Here is a 20295-nt window from a genome sequence, read left to right as displayed (position 1 = left end):
TCGATGAAACAATACGAATTAGAGCGAGTGCTGCCGGAAGAGATAGAAAAGAGAAGCTTTGAAATCATTACAGAAGAGCTGGGCGAAAAAAAGCTGGACCCTGAAAATGAGCTGGTAATCAAACGAGTCATCCACACCTCAGCCGATTTTGAGTATGCGGATAATCTGATTTTTTCCCCTCATGCCGTGGAACTTGCGCTAAAAGCGATAAAAGAAGGCGTCTCTATTATTACGGATACCAATATGGGGAAAGCTGGAATTAATAAAGCAGCTTTAAAAAGACTTAACTGCACCGTAGACTGTTTTATGGCAGATGAGGATGTGGCAGAATATGCAAAGGAGCATAATACTACCAGAGCCTGCGCAAGCATGGACAAGGCTTCCAAGCTTCCTGGGGAATGTATTTTCGCCATTGGAAATGCACCAACAGCCCTGGTACGGCTTCATGAGCTGATAAAAGAAGGTAAGATCCGTCCGAGACTGATCATAGGAGTTCCTGTAGGATTTGTCAATGTAGTGCAGTCAAAAGAGATGATTCTCTCTCTTGAGGGAATCCCCTACATTGTGGCCAGAGGAAGAAAGGGTGGAAGCAATGTGGCAGCAGCCATAGTGAACGCCTTGTTATATCAGGTAAAATAATCAGGATGTTTCTTATGAGGGGTACGATAGTATGGATTTATACAGCATTATTTTAGTGGACGATGAAGAAGAGGTACGCAAAAGCATTATAAAGAAAATTGAATGGCAGGCTGCTGGATTCCACGTAGTTGGGGATGCGGAAAATGGGGAAGATGCCATGGAAAAAATAGAGATGCTGGAGCCGGATGTAGTTTTGACTGACATCCGTATGCCTTACATGGATGGGCTTCAACTGGCAGAAAAGGTCAGACAGCGCTATCCTTCCATGAAGGTGGTGATTTTTTCCGGGTATGATGATTTTGAATATGCCCAAAGGGCGATCAAGCTGAATGTATCCGAGTATATTTTAAAACCGGTCAATGTGGAGGAGCTGACCTCCATTTTAAAACGGATTAAAGAAAATCTGGATTTCGAGATTGAAGAAAAACGAAATCTAAGCCGTTTAAGGGACAAATACCGAAAAAGCCTTCCTATTATTCGGGAACAGTTTTTCAATGAGCTGGTCCATAAAAATCTAAAAAAAGACCTGGCGGAACAGAAGCTAAGGGAATACGATATTCCCATTCTGGGAGCGAGAAAATGGATGCTGGCAGCCATTGATGTAGAAGAAGGAGATGTCGTAGAGTCTCTTTCTCTTCATAGCGAGGAAGAGCTGATTCCCATATCTGTCATGCAGATTGTAAGGGAGAAGCTGGAGGGATACTGTCGGTTCGCCCTGTTTCAGTCTGCCTCAGAAGCAGATATGGTGGTGATTACCGCTCTTGATGAGGATAATTCCATTACTGGCTTGACCGATGTCCTTGGGGATATCTGCAAAGAAACGAAACGTATCTTAAAGGTTCCCGTCACCATTGGCATCGGCCATAGCTGTGAAGATATTTCAGGGATTCCAAAGGCATACCAATCTGCGGTAGATGCCCTTGGCTACAAGGCCATCGCAGGAAATGGCAGTACCATATATATCAATGATATGGAACCTGTGGGCTCCGGAAAACTGGAATTTGACAGCTTGACAGAAGGAGAGCTGATCTCTGCCATCAAATTTGGACCGGAAGAAAAGATTGAATCTTCTGTAAAGAATATTATGGAGAAGATGAAAACAGCTAAGGTCCATTTTCGTCAGCAGCAGGTCTACATGATCGGCATCTTTAACAGCATCATTCAGATGATGCAGCAGTATGACCTGGCTCTTGAGGATATTATGGGGGAAGAGCTGGAGTCCATGGTCCTGTTTGATAAGCTGAAAAAGATAGAGGAATTTGGTCAGTGGCTCCTTAGGATTGCAGGCAAGCTAAACCATCTCATCAATCAGGAACGTGATATGACCACCAGACAGGTCATCCAGGAGGCAAAACAGTATATCCTGGATAACTACCAGAATCCGGATTTGTCGGTAGAGATGATCTGCCGCCATCTTCATATGAGCCCGGCTTACTTTTCCACTGTATTTAAAAAGGAGACCGGACAGGCTTATATCGCTTACCTTACGGACGTAAGGCTTAATAAGGCGGTAGAGCTTTTAAACAAAACAGATGATAAGACCTACATCATTGCTTCCAAGGTAGGATACCAGGAACAGAATTATTTCAGCTATGTATTTAAGAAAAAATTCGGTGTATCACCCACCAGATATCGCGGAGCCAGGTAATGGAGAAAAAATATAACAGCATTCGCTATACCATATTTGTATATTTTACCGTGACAGCTCTGGCTGCCAGCCTTTTAATCACCTTTTCCCTATACCAGCGTCTCACCGGCCAGGTGACGGAAAAGGTAATGGCTGAAAATCAGAGCCTGATCAACCAGGTGGCAAGGTCTGTGGAATCTTATCTGCGAACGGTCATGAAGCTGTCGGATTCCCTTTATTATGGTGCCGTTAAAAATGCAGACATTTCTTCCGAATCCATAAATAATGAAATCACCCTGCTATATGACAACAACAAGGACAATGTGGATAATATTGCCCTTTTTACCCAGACTGGCTCCATGGTAGAGGCAGTGCCTGCGGCCAGGCTTAAAAATGGCCTTAAGGTGACAGAGGAGCACTGGTTCATGAATGCACTGGATAAAACGGAGAACCAGCATTTCTCCTATCCTCATGTCCAGTACATTTTTGACAGCAATGAAAATCAGTACCGATGGGTGATTTCCCTATCAAGAGCCGTAGAGCTTACGGAAGGAACCTCCACCACCCAGGGTGTATTGCTTGTGGACTTAAGCTACTCCAGCCTGGAACATCTTTTTGACGGGGTAACCACTGGTAAGGACGGCTACGTCTATCTCATAAGCAGTGACGGTCAGATTCTTTATCACCCCAATATGCAGCTCATTGACTCCGGCCGTTTAAAAGAAAGCAATCTGGCGGCTGCCACCTATAAGGATGGAAACCACAGAGAGGAGCTGGAGGGGAAAGAGAGGATCATAACGGTCAAATCAATTGGTTATACTGGCTGGAAGGTCATCGGAGTGACTCCCAAAAATGTAGTATCCTTAAATTCCATTAAAACAAGACTTTTCATTGTCTTTTTAATCACCTTAATTTTATCCGTACTTGCCGTAATAAACTCTTACATCTCATCACGTATCACGAATCCGATCAAAGAGCTAGAAAAATCCGTAGGAATGCTGGAAGAAGGAAATTTGGACACCCCTGTTTTAATTGGAGGTTCCTACGAAATCCAGCATTTAGGAAATTCCATTAAAAACATGGCAAAGCAGATCCGCGTCCTTATGGATGACATTGTTTCCGAGCATGAAGCCAAACGTAAGCAGGAATTTGACACGCTCCAATCTCAGATCAATCCTCATTTCTTATACAATACCCTTGACATCATAGTATGGATGATCGAAAACGAACAAAAAAATGAAGCGGTGAAAGCGGTAACCGCCCTGGCCAGGTTTTTCCGCATCAGCTTAAGCAAAGGAAAAAGCATAATTACCGTCCGGGACGAGCTTGAGCACGTAAGGAATTATTTGATGATCCAGCACATGCGGTTTAAAAATAAATTCTCTTATGAAATCCATGTAGAGGAAGAATGTCTGGAGCTGACCAGCTTAAAACTCATGCTGCAGCCTCTTGTGGAAAATGCCATCTATCATGGCATGGAGTTTATGGATGGAGAGGGAGAGATCTATTTAGAGGTCTTTTGCCGGGGAGAAGAGCTTTATTTTATCGTAAAGGATAATGGACTGGGCATGACAGAGGAACAGGTGGAAAGCTTATTTACCGGACAGTCTCACAGCACCTCTAAAAAGGGCTCCGGGATCGGCGTAAAGAATGTGAACGAACGGATTAAGCTTTATTTTGGGGAAGCATATGGCCTTATTATAAACTCTGAGCCAGACGAAGGAACCACCATTACCATTCACCTGCCTGCCGTTTCTTATGGGTCTGTTTCAGAAAAGGAAAAAAGAGTATGACAAAACAGGAAAAATTACTATGGAGTTTTATGGCATTACTGCTGGTTGTCCTGTTTCTTTTGTCCTCCACGGATCTGATCATTAAAGAAAAGAAAACAGATATTTATCCGGTTTCCATTATTATCAGTGATACCAGCGACGAATATTATGCAAATTTCAGAAAGGGCGTGGATAAGGCGGCAGAAGAATATAACGTAGATGTCAGCTTTATCACACTTTTTGAAAAAGGGGATGACATTCAGCAGATGGAGCTGTTAAAAAGAGAGATGGATGATGGTGCGGCAGCAGTCATTTTGGCACCAGCCAAACCAGAGGCATGTGCTAAGGCCCTGGATAACATGGTTCTTAACAGCCCGGTTATTGTACTTGGAAATCTCTTCCCCAATGAACTTGTACGCAGCAGCGTTTCCCTTAATTATGAAGAGGAGGGGAAAAAGCTGGGGCAAGCCATTGCATCGGAACATTCCACTTCTCTTCCGGTGTGGATTTTTACAGAAGGGCTGGATTATGGATATAACAGAGAAGTGTACGACGGACTGACTGCCGTTCTTAAAGATTCTGGATTTTCTGTTGGTCTGTATGAAAAGAAGGAGAACGAAACCTTTCGAAAGGTCATAGAAGAAACCGTATATCCAGACAGCAAAGAGGCTGTTATCGCAGCCATTGACGTGGAGAGTCTTGATGAAGCGGCAACCATCATCGCCGGAAGTCCGGTCTATGGTAATTATATTGCAGGACTTTATGGAGTAGGCAGTACCACGAAGCTATTAAAGCAGCTGGATAATGGAATCATAAAAGGGCTTATTGCAAGCAATCAGTTTGATGCAGGCTATACCAGCATTGAGAAGGCAGTGGATGCGCTCCACAAAAGACAGGAAAGAGACCAGATTGTTTTGGAATCCTATTATATTAACAAATCCAACCTGCGGGAAAGCAAGTTGGAAAAAATCTTATATCCGATTGATTAAATGGGGGAAGGTATATGAGAAAAATTCATGGGATCATAGCAGCAGCACTTGTAATACTTTTGATTTTGGCAGGGGTTTCTTATAAGAATTTTAAAGCGGGAGAAACAGACGATAAAAAAGCCATTCGCATTGGTGTAGCACTTTACCGGGGGGATGACTCATTTATCAATATGCTGCGTTCCAATTTAGAGGACCAGGCAAAGGAATACGAAAAGAGGACCGGAGTTAAGGTAGTTATGGAAGTCGTAGATGCCAAGGGAAATCAAAATACACAGAACAGTCAGGTTGACCGTTTTATTTCCCTTGGCTATAATGCCATCTGCGTTAATGTGGTAGACCGCTCCATGGCGTCCAATATTATAAATAAGACAATGGATGCCAATCTGCCTGTGGTATTTTTTAACAGAGAGCCGGTAGAAGAGGATATGAGGCGGTGGGAGAAGCTTTACTATGTGGGAGTGGATGCAAAGGAAACTGCTGTCTTGCAGGGAAATATACTGGTGGAGGCTTATAAAAAAAATCCGGCTTCTCTTGATCTAAATGGAGATGGAAAAGTAAGCTACGTTCTTTTAGAGGGGGAGAGCAGCCATCAGGATGCCCTGATCCGTACAGAATGGTCCATACAGACTCTAAAAAACGGGGGAGTACCCCTGGAGAAGATCACTGGCGCCATAGCCAGTTGGGACAGAAGTCAGGCCTCCGCCTGGATGGAACAGTGGCTTACCGAATACCCGGACCAGATTGAGGTGGTGATCTGTAACAATGATGATATGGCTCTTGGAGCATCAGATGCCCTGGAGAGAAATAACATCAAAAAGCAAATTAAGATCGTAGGGATCGACGGCACTCCCCAGGGCATAGAGGGGCTTCGTACCGGTAAAATATTCGGAACCGTTCAGTGTGACGGCGAGGAATATGCAAAGGTCATATTTGAAATTGCAGCAGCAGAATCCTTAGGAGAAAATGTACAGGATAAGGTAGCTCTTCGTGATGGCAAATATTATGACTGTGGTCAGAAAGCGGTTTACCAGCAATAAAGAACGGTGCTTTGTCTGTGAGTCACAAAAATAAAAAAATTTTTTATAAAAATATAGATAATCTAAAAAATTCGATATATGACCCAATAATATCTTATGGAAAAGTGCACAAAAAAACTATATAATGAGCGTGTTGATAAAGCAAAGTGCTTACATCGATACGCTCATTTTATAATGTAAAGGGAGGATTTTTCATGAGATTACTTAAAAAAGTATTAGCAGTTGGCCTTGCATCAGCAATGGTATTTTCCATGGCAGGATGCGGTTCAGGAGCCAAAGGAACTACGGCAGCACCAGAAGCTACCACTGCAGCTGAGACCAAAAAAGAGGATGGCAGCGCAGCAGAGACCACTGCAAAGGCAGTGAAGGACGCAGTAGGCGGAGACTTAGCAGATAAGAAAGTGGGTATTTCTATCTACAAGTTCGACGATAACTTTATGACTCTTTACAGAACAGAGCTTCAGCGCTATCTGACAGAGGATCTTGGCTTTAAAAAGGAGAATGTAGTTATTCAGGATGGTAAGGGTGATCAGGCAGAGCAGACCAATCAGATTCAGAACTTCATCACACAGAAGTATGATGTACTGATCTTAAACCTTGTTCAGGCTTCCTCCGCTCCAGAAATCACCAACATGTGTAAAGAAGCGGGAATTCCAGTTGTATACATTAACCGTGAGCCTGATACAGAAGAAGAACAGAGATGGAAAGATGAGAAAATCAATGCAACCTACGTAGGATGTGACGCAAGACAGTCCGGTACCTATCAGGGAGAAGAAATTCTTGAAACCTCCAACAAAGGTGATATCAACGGCGATGGCGTTATTAACTATATTATGATTCAGGGTGACCCAGAGAACGTTGATGCACAGTACAGAACAGAGTTTTCTGTGAAAGCTCTTACAGAGTCCGGTATGAAAGTAAAGGAACTCTTAAAGCAGCGCGGTGACTGGGATCAGGCAAAAGCACAGCAGATCGCACAGGATGCCTTAACACAGTACGGTGACCAGATCGAAGTTATCTTCTGCAACAACGATGCTATGGCACTTGGCGCTTTACAGGCAATCGAGGCAGCAGGCCGCACCGTAGATAAAGATATCTATTTGGTTGGTGTTGATGCGTTAACAGAAGCAGTTCAGAACGTAATCGACGGCAAGCAGACCGGTACTGTATTCAACGATCACTTCTCTCAGGCTAAGACAGCAAGCGATATGGCTGCTAAGTTCTTAAAAGGCGAAGCTGTTGAAAACGTAAACATGGTTGACTATATCAAGGTTACCAAAGGAAATGCTCAGGATATCTTAGATAAATTAAAATAATTTAAAAAGCTGAATATCGGGTGTGTCGGTAAGGCACACCCGATTTTTAAAGATAATAGGAACACCCTTATAATAATGAAACACCCTACGGGTATACCTGGATGCCCAGAAAGCATGGGCAATAATAATGAAACGTAATGAAAGGAGAAACGGGATGGCAGAGCAGTATAGACTGGAAATGGTTGGAGTCAGTAAAACCTTTCCCGGAGTCAAGGCACTTGATAAGATTAACTTAAAAGTACGTCCCGGTACCGTTCACGCCTTGATGGGGGAGAACGGAGCAGGCAAATCAACCCTTATGAAATGCCTTTTTGGCATCTATAACATGGATGAAGGTGAAGTCTTCATCGACGGCAACAAAGTGGATATTGCAAACCCCGATGATGCCTTGCACAAAGGACTTGCCATGGTACATCAGGAGCTGCAGCCGGTTCCGGCGCGTTCCATTGCAGAGAACATGTATCTGGGAAGATATCCTCTCATAAAATTTGGTCCATTAAAGATTGTGGATCACAAACTTATGAATGCAGAAGCAGAGAAGTGGCTTAAGGATGTTAAAATGGAGTTTAATCCCAAAGCGAAGCTGGGAACTCTTTCAATCGGACAAATGCAGTCAGTAGAGATTGCGAAAGCAGTAAGCCAGAATGCGAAACTCGTGATTCTGGATGAGCCGACTTCTTCTCTGACTGATAACGAAGTAGAAGCCCTCTTTCGGATTATAAAAGAATTAAAATCCAGGGGAGTTTCTATGATATATATCAGCCATAAGATGGCAGAAATCAGGCAGATTGCTGATGATATCACCATCATGCGGGATGGCACTTACGTGGGCTCCTGGGAAGTTAAGGACATTACAGATGAAGACATTGTAAAACAGATGGTAGGACGTGAGCTTGGTAATGTTTATCCGCCAAAGGATGATTACAGAACGGATGAAGTGTTATTAAAGGTAAGCCATTTGTCAAGCATTCACAAGCGTTCCTTTCAGGATTGTTCCTTTGAGTTAAGGCGTGGCGAGATATTAGGCTTTGGAGGGCTGGTTGGAGCTCAGAGGACCGAGCTTATGGAGGCTATCTTTGGGATGCGAAACATCGCTTCCGGAGATATTGAAATCCTTGGGGAGAAAGTATCAATCAAGCACCCACAGGATGCTATTAATAATTCCGTTGGGATGATAACCGAAGACCGAAGGGGAAACGGAATCTTCGGATGCCTGAGTATTTCTGACAATACGGCAATCTCCTCCTACCGGAATTATACAAAAGCAGGTGTTATTAACAGTAAAAAGGTAGGAACGGTAGTAAAAGACAGCATTTCCAGGCTGAGTATAAAAACGCCCAATGACAGAACACAGATTCAATCCCTTTCAGGCGGAAATCAGCAGAAGGTAATTATAGCCAGATGGCTGGCCAATAATCCGGACATTCTCATCATGGATGAACCGACCAGAGGAATTGACATCGGCGCTAAGTTTGAAATTTATCAAATTATGGTGGATTTAGTGAAGCAGGGAAAATCCATTATTATGATATCCTCTGAAATGCCTGAACTCATTGGCATGTCAAACCGAATCATTGTTATGTGCAGCGGACGTATAACAGGAGAAGTAGAAGATGAGGAGGCAACCCAGGAGAAGATTATGGCGTTTGCCACAAAATTTGATCTAAACGATAAAATAGGAGAAAGTTCCACTCAGGAGGTTAAGTCATGACAGCTAAGAAGGTTAATATGAAGGATTTCCTTATTAATAATGGAATCATCGTTGTCCTCATCCTGCTGGCCATATTTACGGCAATCAAGCAGCCAGCTTTTGCATCACCAGATAACTTGAAGAATATAGCACTGAATGTTGCACCTCGGTTCATCATTGCCTGCGGTATCTCAGGCTGTCTGATCACCAGAGGTACAGACCTTTCCGCAGGACGTATTGTAGGACTTTCTGCCTGTCTTGCAGGTACTCTGCTCCAAAAACCAGGATACAGCGGAAAATTCTTCCCGAATCTTCCTGATTTTGGGATCTGGTGGGTCTTTGTAGTGCTTTTAATCTGTATCGCTGTCTGTGCCATTTTCGGATTGATCAATGGCCTTGTTATTTCATACCTTAAGGTACCGGCCTTTATCGGAACTCTGGGTATGCAGTTAATTGTATACGGTGCGTGCCTTGTGTATACCAATGCAACACCAATCGGAGGCTACCGCCCGGCTTATACTGAGGTGGCAAAAGGAAGACTTTTTGGTGTGATTCCTTATTTATTTTTAATCGCCCTGGCGATTGGTCTTATTATCTGGTTTGTTTATAACAAGACTCCTCACGGAAAATATATGTATGCCATTGGCGGAAATGAGCAGGCAGCAGAGGTTTCCGGTGTAAATACCAATAAGACCAAGATCATCATTTATGTAACAGCAGCCGTTCTTTATGCACTGGGAGGATTTCTTGTAGGTGCCAAATCAGGCGGTTCCTCTGTAAACATGGGTATGGGCTGGGAGCTGGAGGCAATTGCCGCCTGTACCATCGGTGGTGTTTCCGTTAACGGTGGTATTGGTAAAGTATCCGGCGTTCTCATTGGTGTATTGGTATTTGAGATATTAAAAACATGTCTCCAGTACCTTGGCGTGGATACCAACTACCAGTACATTGCACAGGGTATTGTAATCGTAGTAGCAATCGCTCTTGATATCAGAAAATATATCGCTAAGAAATAATACAAATGGCAGGAAGACTTTCGTCTGCATAGTCAGAAAAAGAACCGAAGCGAAGGTGTAGAATATTAATTTATTCTGCCTTCGCTTCGGTTTCTTTATGCCAGCCTGCTTAAACGGCTGTTTTGATACTCGCCGGAAAATGTTACATCTTCGCCGAACCATTCCGGTGCAGCAAAGGCCTCTGCCTCTTCCCGGCTCTCAAACTCTACTTCTGCAAGCATAAGCCCTTCAAACCGTCCCTCAAAGATATCCAGCTCAATCGTCAGAGAATCAGAATCCTCTACTGGAATCAAGTATCTTTTTTTCGTAAGGATATGCCCGTCTGCCTTTAGAATCAAGTGATCGTAGGAATCCTTAGTCAGAGGAAGGTTATATTCCTCTCTCTCTAAAAGCCCTTTTGATTTATAGGTGAGATAATAGCTGTCATCCTCTCTTCTTACACGGACCACTGGCTCTGTGGAAAGGTATCCCTGCTCAATGAGATGATAAGGATAGTCAGTAGCTCCCTCCGGGAGATCGGAGATTAAATATTTTCGTTCTATTTCCATGAAAGGCCTCCTAAAGCTTGTTTTATGCCGAATGGTGTTAGTATAACACAATTGGATAAAAAATAGAAGTATGTGGCAAAATCAAGAAAAACGTGGTAATATGAGAAATACAGTAAAATCCAGGAGAAAGAAAGAGATGAAGTGGTCAAAAAAAGGGATATTGACAGCCTTTTTCATCGCAGGAACCATTTTCCTGCTTCATGGCTGCACTTTTTCCAAGAAACAAAATGAAGTGAAGGAAACCCAGGCGAAAGAAACAGAGAGCGGCCAGGTTCTGGAAGAAAAAGGACCTAAGATTGGTGTGAGCATATATCGTTATGATGACACCTTTATGAAGCTGTATCGTGCAGAGTTAAAACAGTATCTGGAAGAGACGTATCATGCAGAGGTAATTATGCGCAATGCAGGCGGCAATCAGGATATCCAGAACCAGCAGGTGAGCCAGTTTATTGCAGATGGCTGTCAGGGAATTATTGTAAATCCAGTCAATACCTCAGTGGCAGGGCAGCTGGCAGATGCGGCAAGTCAGGCTAAGATTCCGTTGGTATTTATAAACCGGGTACCTAACGAGGCGGAGCAGCAGAGGTGGAAAAGCAACCAGATGGCAATATCCAGTGTGGGGACCGATTCCAGGCAGGCCGGCACCTATCAGGGTGAGATTATATTAGAAACTCCTCAAAAAGGAGATATCAATAAAGATGGAGTGGTATCCTGTGTTCTGTTAAAGGGAGAGCCTGGCAATGAAGACAGCGATTACCGTTCGGAATATGCCATTAAGGCTCTTGTAAAAGGGGGCATAAAGACAGAAACCCTCTATACAGCAAACGGCGACTGGAGCATGGAGACAGGAAAGAAGCAGGCACAGGAAGCTTTTTCTCAATATGGGAAACAGATAGAGGTCATGTTCTGCGGAAACGATGCCATTGCCATGGGCGCCATGGAAGCAGCTAAGGAAGCGGGCTATCAACCGGGAAAAGATATTTATCTGGTAGGAGTGGACGCACTTTTGGAGACCGTTCAGGCGATAAAAGCAGGCGATATCCAGGGAACTGTTTTAAACGATCATGAGGGCCAGGCAAAATTGGCAGCGGATACCCTGATTCAGATGATAAGTGGCGAAGAGGCAGAAACAAAGTATCTGGTAGACTATATAAAAATTACAACAGTCAATAAATTTGAAGAGTAAAGGAGAGGATTACTATGGGTAAAGTATATGCATTTTTGGCAGATGGGTCAGAAGAAGTTGAATTATTGGCAGTTACGGATGTATTGATTCGCGGAGGACAGGATGTAAAGCTGGTATCAGTCATGGGAACCAGGGACGTTGTTACCTCTCATAAGGTAAAGCTTCAGGCAGATTTAGAGTTTTCAGAAGCGGAGTTTTCTGATGCTGATTTACTGTTTCTTCCGGGAGGAATGCCGGGAACTAAAAATTTAGGAGCCCATGAAGGCCTTTTAGAGTTACTGAAAGAAGCGTATGAGAAAAATGTAAGAATCGCTGCAATCTGTGCAGCTCCCAGTGTATTAGGAAAGCTTGGCCTTTTAGAAGGGAAAAGTGCGACCTGCTTCCCAGGATTTGAAAGCGAGCTTACAGGTGCCAGACATACCAGCCAGGGTGTGGTTACAGACGGAACCATTACAACAGCGAGAGGACTTGGTTATGCCCTTGACTTAGGGATTGAGCTATTAAAATATCTATCAAGTGAAGAAGAAGCAAGAAGAATCAAGGAGGCAATCCAGTACGATCAGGTTCCTATGTGACAGGGTGGGTTAAAGTATGAAAAAAACATGGATGCTGCCCTTTATGATGGCTGCCTTCTTAAGCCTTTTAACAGGCTGTGAAAAAAAGGGCCCCTACGGGCTTTCAGAGGAAAATCCCATCAGCATTACCGTATGGCATTACTATAATGGCGTACAGAAAGAAGAATTTGATAAGCTGATTCGCTCCTTCAATGAAAATGAGGGCCGGAAGCAGGGGATCATTGTAAAAGCATTTAATAAAGGAAGCATAGACGAATTAAGCAATCTGATCAATGAAAGCATAGATAAGAAAATTGGTTCTGATCCACTTCCTGATGTATTTTCAGCCTATGGAGATAAGGTATATGAGATCGACCAGATGGGACTTGCGGCGGACTTAAGCCCATATCTGACACCGGAAGAAATCTCAGAATACGTAGACGCCTATATGGAAGAGGGGAAAATAGATGGCAGCGATGCCATAAAAGTATTCCCCATTGCGAAGTCAACGGAAATTCTTGCGGTGAATCAGACCGATTGGGAAAAGTTTGCAGAGGCAACAGGAGTGACGGAAGCGGCATTCTCAAGCTGGGAAGGCATTACACGGGTGGCCGAGGCCTACTATAAGTGGACAGACAGTCTCACAAGTACACCGGATGATGGAAAGGCATTTTTCGGTAGAGATGCCTTCGCTAATTACATAATTATTGGAAGCATGCAGCTTGGCCATGAAATCTTTCAGACAGAGAACGGCAAGACAGCCTTGGATTTTCATAAAGAGACCATGAGAAAGCTTTGGGATAACTATTACGTACCTTATGTCAATGGATATTTTGGTTCCTATGGCAAATTCAGGAGCGACGATGTTAAGACTGGAAAACTTGCGGCGTATGTGGGAGCAACCAGTGGAATTTCTTATTTTCCTTCTTCCGTTACCTTAGATGATGGGACCAGCTATTCCATTGAAAGCAAGCTCTATTCTCTGCCTAATTTCGAGGGTACGATTCCCTCTGCCGTTTCCCAGGGAGCTGGTATGATGGTATTTCGTTCCGAAGAAAAAAGGGAATATGCAGCAACTGTATTTTTAAAGTGGTTTACACGTGTGGAAAATAACATGGAATTTTCCATAGGCTCCGGCTATCTTCCTGTAAAAAAGGTATCAGGAACCCAGGAGATTCTAAAGCCGTTTCTGGAGGAATCAGGGAAAGCAAGCCCGGCATCACAAAATCTGCTTATTGGACTGGATACAGCCAATCGATACCGGCTCTACACTTCAAAACCTTTTAAAGGCGGAGATAAAGCAAGGGAGATCCTGCAAACTTCCATGAGCAGTAAAGCAAAAGAAGATTATGAAAAGGTAAGCGCGCTTATGGAACAGGGAATGGCCAGGGAGAATGCGGTTTCTGCTTTTCTCTCAGATGATAATTTTGAACAATGGTATGAGAACACCAAAAAGCAGCTGGAGACGATCATCGGAGAATAAGTCATGAAAAAAAAGAAAAGTGAATCCATTCGTACCCAGCTGCTTGGACCGTTGCTTATTCTTCTGGTATTACAGGCAGCGGTCATTGCCGGAACTGTTTTATTCGGCGGGGTTTCCATCAAGCTAAAGAAGAACGAAATAAACATACTGACAGAAAACACACAAAATACCATGACCGGATTTGAGAAGGAAACCATGCACCATTGGTTGGTGATGCTCAATAATTCCGGATTTATGTCAGAAGAGATCGAGGAAATACTTAAAAAAGAACAACGAGAGCCGGAGGCCATATTTTCAGATTATGACTTAAACCGTGAAATCGTTGATACCATAATGGAAAAGTCTATTGAAATGCTCCATTTAAGCAATGCGACTGGTGTCTTTATGGTATTAAACGGGCCAGCGGCTATGAAAAGCCCGGCAGAGATGAAAGCAGGCTTCTATATCCGGAATTCCAATCCGGGAGGATATCTAAATGACAATTCCTCTCTTTTAATGGAACGGGGATTGCCCTCACTGGCTGAAAAATACAATATTCCATTGGATTCTTTCTGGGAACTGGGATTTTTAAATACAGGAGGAAAAGGAACGGCTGATTTTTATCAAAAGCCTTATGATGCGGCGATAAAGTATAAGGGAAAAAAGAAGGATACCATGAGGTATGCTTATTTAAGTTCACCCTTTCGGCTAAGTCCCAAAGATACGGAGGTCATTACCTATTCTGCCCCTGTTATTCTGAAAGATGGTACGATTATAGGGGTCTGCGGACTTGAGATGACGGTAAACCAGCTGGAACAGATTCTTTCACAGGAGCAGATTAATGGCAGCTTTAATGAATGCTGGCTCCTTGGTCTACGGGAAAAAGGAACCAATACCATCATTCCCGTTGCGGAATCGGGATATCTCTATAATCAGTATTTCAATGAGAATACAAAAATTGAATATGAATACAACCATAAGGAAAATATCAGTACCTTAAAATCACCGGAAGGCACCGAATGGTATGCCAGCGTAAATAAGCTTAATATTTATGGAACAGACGGAATGTATGGAGACAACGAGTGGGTAATGGTGGGCATGGCGAGGCAGAAGGATCTTCTGTCCTTTTATAATGCCGTTAGACGCATGCTTTTTAGCTCCATGCTGGTCCCGCTGCTTTTCAGCTTACTGGGAGCATATATGATAGGAAGAATCATGACAGAGCCTATTCGCAGACTGGTGGAGGAATTGAGAAGAAAATCAGGGAGCCGCGGATTGTCTTTAGAGCGGGTCCATGTAAAGGAAATCGACGAATTATCAGAAACCATTGAACTGTTAAACCGGGATGTGGACCGGGCCTCCTATAAAATGTCCGGGATTTTGGAGCATGCCAATGTTCTTGTTGGAGTATTTGAATACGAGGAGGAAGAAAAAAGAGTTTTCTGCAGCAGATCCCTCTTTGAAATGCTTGGCTGGGGTAGGATGAAAGAGGCTTATTGTTACATAAGGGCAGAGGAATTCGATCCCTTATTAAGACAGACCTTTGGGCAGATAGAATTAAAAGGAGACCGGATCTTAAAATGTCTTGAGGGACCAGATGGCCTTAGATGGATTGAAATCATTCTGGATGAATCAAAAAAAGGAACCATTCTTGGAGTCTGCACCGATGTAACAGTAAATGTAGAGGAGAAAGAAAAGCTCGAGCGGGAACGAAATTATGATCTTTTAACAGAAATATATAACCGCAGAGCGTTTCGAGAGAAGGCTCTGGCAGCCATAGAAGGGTTACAAGACGAGATTGCAGCCGTAATTATGTGGGATCTTGATAATTTAAAATATATCAATGATACCTACGGTCATGACGAGGGTGACCGCTATATTGTGCTATTTGCAGACTGCCTGAAAAAATTTATGGAATATGGAGGTATTATTTCCAGATATTCGGGGGATGAATTTGTAGTATTCTTAAAAGGCCAGAAAAAAGAAGATATCCGAAAGATTGTCCGGGATTTTATGAAGCACCTTAAAAAGTTCACCTTGAAGATGGAGAGCGGCTATCAGTTTCCCATACGGGTATCCGGGGGGCTTTCCTGGTATCCGGATGATGCACTTGATTTTGATGCGTTGTTTAATTATGCAGACTTTGCCATGTACATGGTGAAGCACAGTGTAAAAGGTGTGGTTAAGGAATTTGATATATCCGAGTATACGCATAATTCCTATATGCTCACAGGAAGTGAAGAGCTTAACCGGCTGCTGGATAGAAAGGAAGTGCGGTTTGCCTTTCAACCCATTGCCACAAGAGAAGGAGCTGTCTATGGATATGAGCTTCTCATGCGGCCCGATTTTTCCAATATCAAAGGGATTGGTGAGGTGATTAACTTAACCAGAGCCCAGGCAAAGCTGCCGCAGATGGAAATCCTTACCTGGTTTGCCGGATTGAGGGCTGCAAAAGCGGAGGCAGAGGCAGGACAGCTTGGAAAGGATGAAAAGCTGTTTATCAATTCCATCGCCAGTGTCTGTCTGACAAAAGAAGGAATCAAAGAGCTGGAGGAGCAGTATGGAGAGCTCTTGTCAAGAGTGGTAATCGAGATGACGGAAGGGGAGCCGGCCAGCCAGAACTTCATGCAGAGCAAAAAGGAAATGGCAAAGGAATGGGGCGGCCTCACAGCCATCGACGACTTTGGCACCGGATATAACAGCGAATCCATTCTCCTTCACATGAAACCAGATATTGTAAAGATGGATATGAGCCTGATCCGGCGTATCCATGAGGACCCCAACCGCCAGATCATTTTAAAAAATCTAATGGGTTTTGCTGAAAAAAACAGCATCCTGGTGCTGGCAGAAGGCGTGGAGACGGCAGAAGAACTGGAATTTTTAATGGATTGTGGTGTCCAGCTTTTCCAGGGATACTATATTGCCAGACCACAAATGGAGATTCGTCCCCTTGACCCGTACATTGTGAAGAAGATGCAGGAGTTTTCAGGAAATGCCCTATGATTTCGTAAATAATACTGGAATTTACGGGACGAGTATGGTATAATGCTAAATTGAAGTGTAACGCCCTGTCGGTATGGCGGTTCACATATATTTCAAGGAGGAACCCATTGATGAGTTTACAAGTAGAAAAATTAGAGAAGAACATGGCAAAGTTAACGGTAGAGGTGCCGGCTGAGGAGTTTGACAAGGCGCTTACCGCAGCTTACAATAAGAATAAGGGCAGATTTAATATCCCAGGTTTCAGAAAAGGGAAAGCTCCTCAGGCCATGATTGAAAAGATGTACGGAGCAGGCGTTTTATACGAAGATGCAGTAAACGAAGCTCTTGATGCAACATATGCAGGTGCAGCAGAAGAAAGCGGACTGGACATCGTTTCCAGACCAGAGATCAGCATTGTACAGGTAGAAAAAGGACAGAACTTAATCTATACCGCTACCGTTGCCGTAAAGCCTGATGTAACTTTAGGCGAGTATAAAGGAATTGAAGTAACAAAAGCTTCTGCAGAAGTGACTGAGGAAGACATTGCTGCAGAATTAAAGAGAGTTCAGGAGCAGAATTCCAGACTGGTATCTGTAGAAGACAGAGCAGTGGAAGACGGCGACCAGACTGTCGTTGATTTTGAAGGTTTTGTTGATGGAAAGACTTTTGAAGGCGGAAAAGGAGAGGATTATCCTCTTACCATCGGTTCCCATTCCTTCATTGATACATTTGAAGAGCAGTTAATCGGTAAGAAAATCGGTGAAGCTTGTGAAGTGAATGTTACATTCCCAAATGAGTACCATGCAACAGATTTAGCCGGAAAGCCAGCTATGTTCAAGGTTACCGTTAAGGAAATTAAGAAAAAAGAGCTTCCTGAGTTAACAGATGAGTTCGCCAGCGAAGTTTCTGAGTTTGAAACTCTGGAAGAGTACAAAAATGACATCAAAGTTAAGCTTGCAGAAAAGAAAGAAAAAGAAGCAGCAACAGAGAACGAAGACAATGTAGTTCAGAAGATTGTTGAGAATTCTACCATGGAGATCCCTGAGCCAATGATCGAAAGCCAGGTAAACAACATGGTGAACGACTATGCAAGAAGAATGCAGAGCCAGGGCTTATCTCTTGACCAGTACATGAAATTTACAGGCATGACAATCGAATCCTTAAAGGATCAGATGAAGCCACAGGCACTTAAGAGAATCCAGACCAGACTTGTATTAGAAGCAGTTGCTAAGGCTGAGAACATCACAGTAGCTGATGAAGCTGTTGAGAAGGAAATCGCTGGCATGGCAGAAGCTTACCAGATGGAAGCTGACCAGGTGAAAGAATATCTTGGAGAGAGCGGTATCAATCAGATGAAGGAAGATCTTGCAGTTCAGGAAGCAGTAGACTTTCTTGTTGCGGAAGCAAAATTAGTATAAGATGTTTCATTCGGATAGATTCCTGACGTTTTTTGTCCGGAGTCTATTCGGCTTTGAAGAAAAGAGACAGGAGGAAGACAGATGAGTTTAGTACCTTATGTCATTGAATCAACCAGTAAGGGCGAGCGTTCTTACGATATTTATTCCAGACTTCTTAAGGAGAGAATTATTTTCCTTGGTGAAGAAGTTTCTGATGTATCAGCAAGCCTGATTGTGGCACAGCTGTTATTTTTAGAGGCAGAAGACCCTAATAAGGATATCAACCTCTATATCAATAGTCCTGGCGGTTCTGTTACCGCAGGTATGGCAATTTATGATACCATGAATTACATCAAATGTGATGTCTCAACCGTTTGTATGGGTATGGCGGCCAGCATGGGTGCTTTCCTCTTAGCTGGCGGAGCAAAAGGAAAGAGATTTGCTCTTCCTAATGCAGAGGTAATGATCCATCAGCCTTCAGGCGGAGCCAAGGGACAGGCGACGGATATCAGAATCGTTGCAGACAACATTTTAAAGATTAAAAAGCGTTTGAATGATATACTGGCAGCTAATACAGGCCAGCCGTACGAAGTGATTGAGCGCGACACAGAACGTGACAATTATATGACTGCGGATGAAGCAAAAGCATACGGCCTGATAGATGATATACTTTACAACCACAATCGTTAATCCCTTTTGGGCAGACCTTTATGTTTAAAGCATAAGTAACTATAGGAAAGAATGAGGTGTATGTATGCCGGTCAGAACTGACGAAAAGATCCGATGCTCTTTTTGCGGGAAAACCCAGGATCAGGTAAAGAAATTGATTGCCGGTTCCAATAATGTTTATATCTGCGATGAGTGCATTGATTTATGCGCAGAGATATTGGAAGAAGAATTTGACAATCATGAAGAAGAAGGACCTGATTTTGCTGATATCAATCTGATGAAGCCAAAGGAAATCAAAGAATTTCTGGACAGCTACGTGATTGGTCAGGACAACGCAAAAAAGGTATTGTCAGTAGCAGTCTATAACCACTATAAGAGAATCACATCCAGAAAGAAATTGGATGTGGATGTGCAAAAGAGCAATATTCTTATGTTAGGACCTACCGGCTCCGGTAAAACTTACCTTGCCCAGACCCTTGCAAAGGTGTTAAATGTTCCTTTTGCCATTGCAGATGCAACTGCCCTGACAGAAGCAGGCTACGTGGGAGAGGATGTAGAAAACATTCTTTTGAAATTAATCCAGGCAGCTGATTATGATATAAGCAGAGCGGAATACGGAATTATCTATATCGATGAGATTGATAAGATAACAAAGAAATCGGAGAATGTCTCCATTACAAGAGATGTATCCGGTGAAGGTGTTCAGCAGGCACTGTTAAAGATCCTGGAAGGTACGGTTGCCAGTGTGCCTCCTCAGGGAGGAAGAAAGCATCCTCATCAGGAACTTTTACAGATCAATACAACGAATATTTTGTTCATCTGCGGCGGAGCCTTTGATGGACTGGAAAAAATTATTGAAAGCCGTTTAAGTGCCGGTTCCATCGGCTTTAATGCGGAAATCGTAGATAAGAATAAGACAGATATTGATGATCTTTTAAGAAAGACCCTTCCTCAGGATCTGGTGAAGTTTGGTCTGATTCCAGAGTTTATCGGCCGTGTGCCGATTACTGTTTCCCTGGAGCTTTTAGACAGGGAAGCACTGGTTAAGATATTAACAGAGCCAAAGAATGCCCTGGTGAAACAATATCAGAAATTGTTTGAACTTGACGATGTAAAACTTGAACTGTCCAAGGACGCGGTAGAAAGAATTGCAGAGCTGGCCGTAGAAAGAAAAACCGGTGCCAGAGGTCTTCGTTCCATTATGGAAAGCGTCATGATGGAGCTTATGTATGAGATTCCTTCCGACAGCAACATCGGAATCTGCAAGATTACCAAAGAAGTTGTAGATAAGACAGGTGAGCCAGAACTCATCTTCCGGGATACGACAGTTCCCAGAAAATCGCTGGCCCAAAAGCTTAGAAAAGATAAAACAGGCGAGATCGCATAGATCCCTGCATGAGTCGGGAAGGTG

Annotated in this window: 16 protein-coding genes; 15 read left to right on the top strand and 1 reads right to left on the bottom strand. The window is 43.3% G+C overall.

Annotation, left to right across the window (positions count from 1 at the left end; genetic code table 11):
- Positions 1-3: 3 nt before the first annotated feature.
- The 8 genes from T546_RS0105975 (at position 4) to T546_RS0105940 (ending at position 10086) form a co-directional block, all read left to right on the top strand.
- Positions 4-639 (top strand): precorrin-8X methylmutase, encoded by a 636-nt coding sequence (locus T546_RS0105975; RefSeq protein ID WP_026890835.1) that lies wholly within the window; start codon positions 4-6, stop codon positions 637-639.
- A 31-nt stretch (positions 640-670) separates the two neighbouring features.
- Complete coding sequence (locus tag T546_RS0105970; protein ID WP_026890834.1) at positions 671-2287, top strand: response regulator; 1617 nt, start codon at positions 671-673, stop codon at positions 2285-2287.
- The gene (locus tag T546_RS0105965) at positions 2287-4059 is read left to right on the top strand and encodes a sensor histidine kinase (protein WP_026890833.1); all 1773 of its coding nucleotides are present in this window, start codon (positions 2287-2289) and stop codon (positions 4057-4059) included. Before T546_RS0105970 ends, T546_RS0105965 begins: the two co-directional genes overlap by 1 nt.
- On the top strand, positions 4056-5027 hold the full coding sequence (locus T546_RS0105960; protein WP_026890832.1) for a substrate-binding domain-containing protein: 972 nt from the start codon (positions 4056-4058) through the stop codon (positions 5025-5027). The genes T546_RS0105965 and T546_RS0105960 overlap by 4 nt, the downstream gene beginning before the upstream one ends.
- A gap of 14 nt (positions 5028-5041) precedes the next feature.
- Positions 5042-6064 carry a galactose ABC transporter substrate-binding protein gene (locus T546_RS0105955; RefSeq protein ID WP_026890831.1) on the top strand — a complete coding sequence of 341 codons (1023 nt, stop codon included), beginning with the start codon at positions 5042-5044 and terminating at the stop codon, positions 6062-6064.
- 194 nt (positions 6065-6258) lie between these two features.
- Positions 6259-7380, top strand: a complete 1122-nt coding sequence (locus T546_RS0105950) for a galactose ABC transporter substrate-binding protein (protein WP_026890830.1) — start codon at positions 6259-6261, stop codon at positions 7378-7380.
- 154 nt (positions 7381-7534) lie between these two features.
- Complete coding sequence (locus T546_RS0105945) at positions 7535-9091, top strand: sugar ABC transporter ATP-binding protein (protein WP_026890829.1); 1557 nt, start codon at positions 7535-7537, stop codon at positions 9089-9091.
- A complete protein-coding gene (locus tag T546_RS0105940) occupies positions 9088-10086 on the top strand; it encodes a galactose/methyl galactoside ABC transporter permease MglC (RefSeq protein ID WP_026890828.1) in 999 nt (332 codons plus the stop codon). The genes T546_RS0105945 and T546_RS0105940 overlap by 4 nt, the downstream gene beginning before the upstream one ends.
- A gap of 95 nt (positions 10087-10181) precedes the next feature.
- On the opposite strand, the gene T546_RS0105935 is transcribed toward T546_RS0105940, so the two are convergent.
- Positions 10182-10634 (bottom strand): CYTH domain-containing protein, encoded by a 453-nt coding sequence (locus T546_RS0105935; protein WP_026890827.1) that lies wholly within the window; start codon positions 10632-10634, stop codon positions 10182-10184.
- A gap of 136 nt (positions 10635-10770) precedes the next feature.
- On the opposite strand from T546_RS0105935, the gene T546_RS22900 reads away from it, so the two are divergent.
- The 7 genes from T546_RS22900 to clpX all read left to right on the top strand — a co-directional run bounded on the left by T546_RS22900 (position 10771) and on the right by clpX (position 20271).
- Positions 10771-11820, top strand: coding sequence for a substrate-binding domain-containing protein (locus tag T546_RS22900; RefSeq protein ID WP_034598015.1), 1050 nt, complete (start codon positions 10771-10773; stop codon positions 11818-11820).
- Positions 11821-11834: 14 nt separating this feature from the next.
- Positions 11835-12395 carry a DJ-1 family glyoxalase III gene (locus T546_RS0105925; protein ID WP_026890826.1) on the top strand — a complete coding sequence of 187 codons (561 nt, stop codon included), beginning with the start codon at positions 11835-11837 and terminating at the stop codon, positions 12393-12395.
- A 16-nt stretch (positions 12396-12411) separates the two neighbouring features.
- Positions 12412-13857, top strand: coding sequence for an extracellular solute-binding protein (locus tag T546_RS0105920; RefSeq protein WP_026890825.1), 1446 nt, complete (start codon positions 12412-12414; stop codon positions 13855-13857).
- Between the two features lie 3 nt (positions 13858-13860).
- Positions 13861-16839, top strand: coding sequence for an EAL domain-containing protein (locus T546_RS0105915; protein ID WP_026890824.1), 2979 nt, complete (start codon positions 13861-13863; stop codon positions 16837-16839).
- Positions 16840-16949: 110 nt separating this feature from the next.
- Positions 16950-18236, top strand: a complete 1287-nt coding sequence (gene tig, locus T546_RS0105910; protein WP_026890823.1) for a trigger factor — start codon at positions 16950-16952, stop codon at positions 18234-18236.
- Positions 18237-18317: 81 nt separating this feature from the next.
- A complete protein-coding gene (gene clpP, locus T546_RS0105905) occupies positions 18318-18905 on the top strand; it encodes an ATP-dependent Clp endopeptidase proteolytic subunit ClpP (protein ID WP_024836232.1) in 588 nt (195 codons plus the stop codon).
- 64 nt (positions 18906-18969) lie between these two features.
- Entirely contained in the window at positions 18970-20271 is a 1302-nt protein-coding gene (gene clpX, locus T546_RS0105900; RefSeq protein ID WP_026890822.1) for an ATP-dependent Clp protease ATP-binding subunit ClpX, read from the top strand.
- Positions 20272-20295: the final 24 nt, after the last annotated feature.

This window comes from [Clostridium] aerotolerans DSM 5434 (assembly GCF_000687555.1).
GTDB lineage: Bacteria > Bacillota > Clostridia > Lachnospirales > Lachnospiraceae > Lacrimispora > Lacrimispora aerotolerans.
This window is presented reverse-complemented; position numbering and strand designations above follow the sequence as displayed.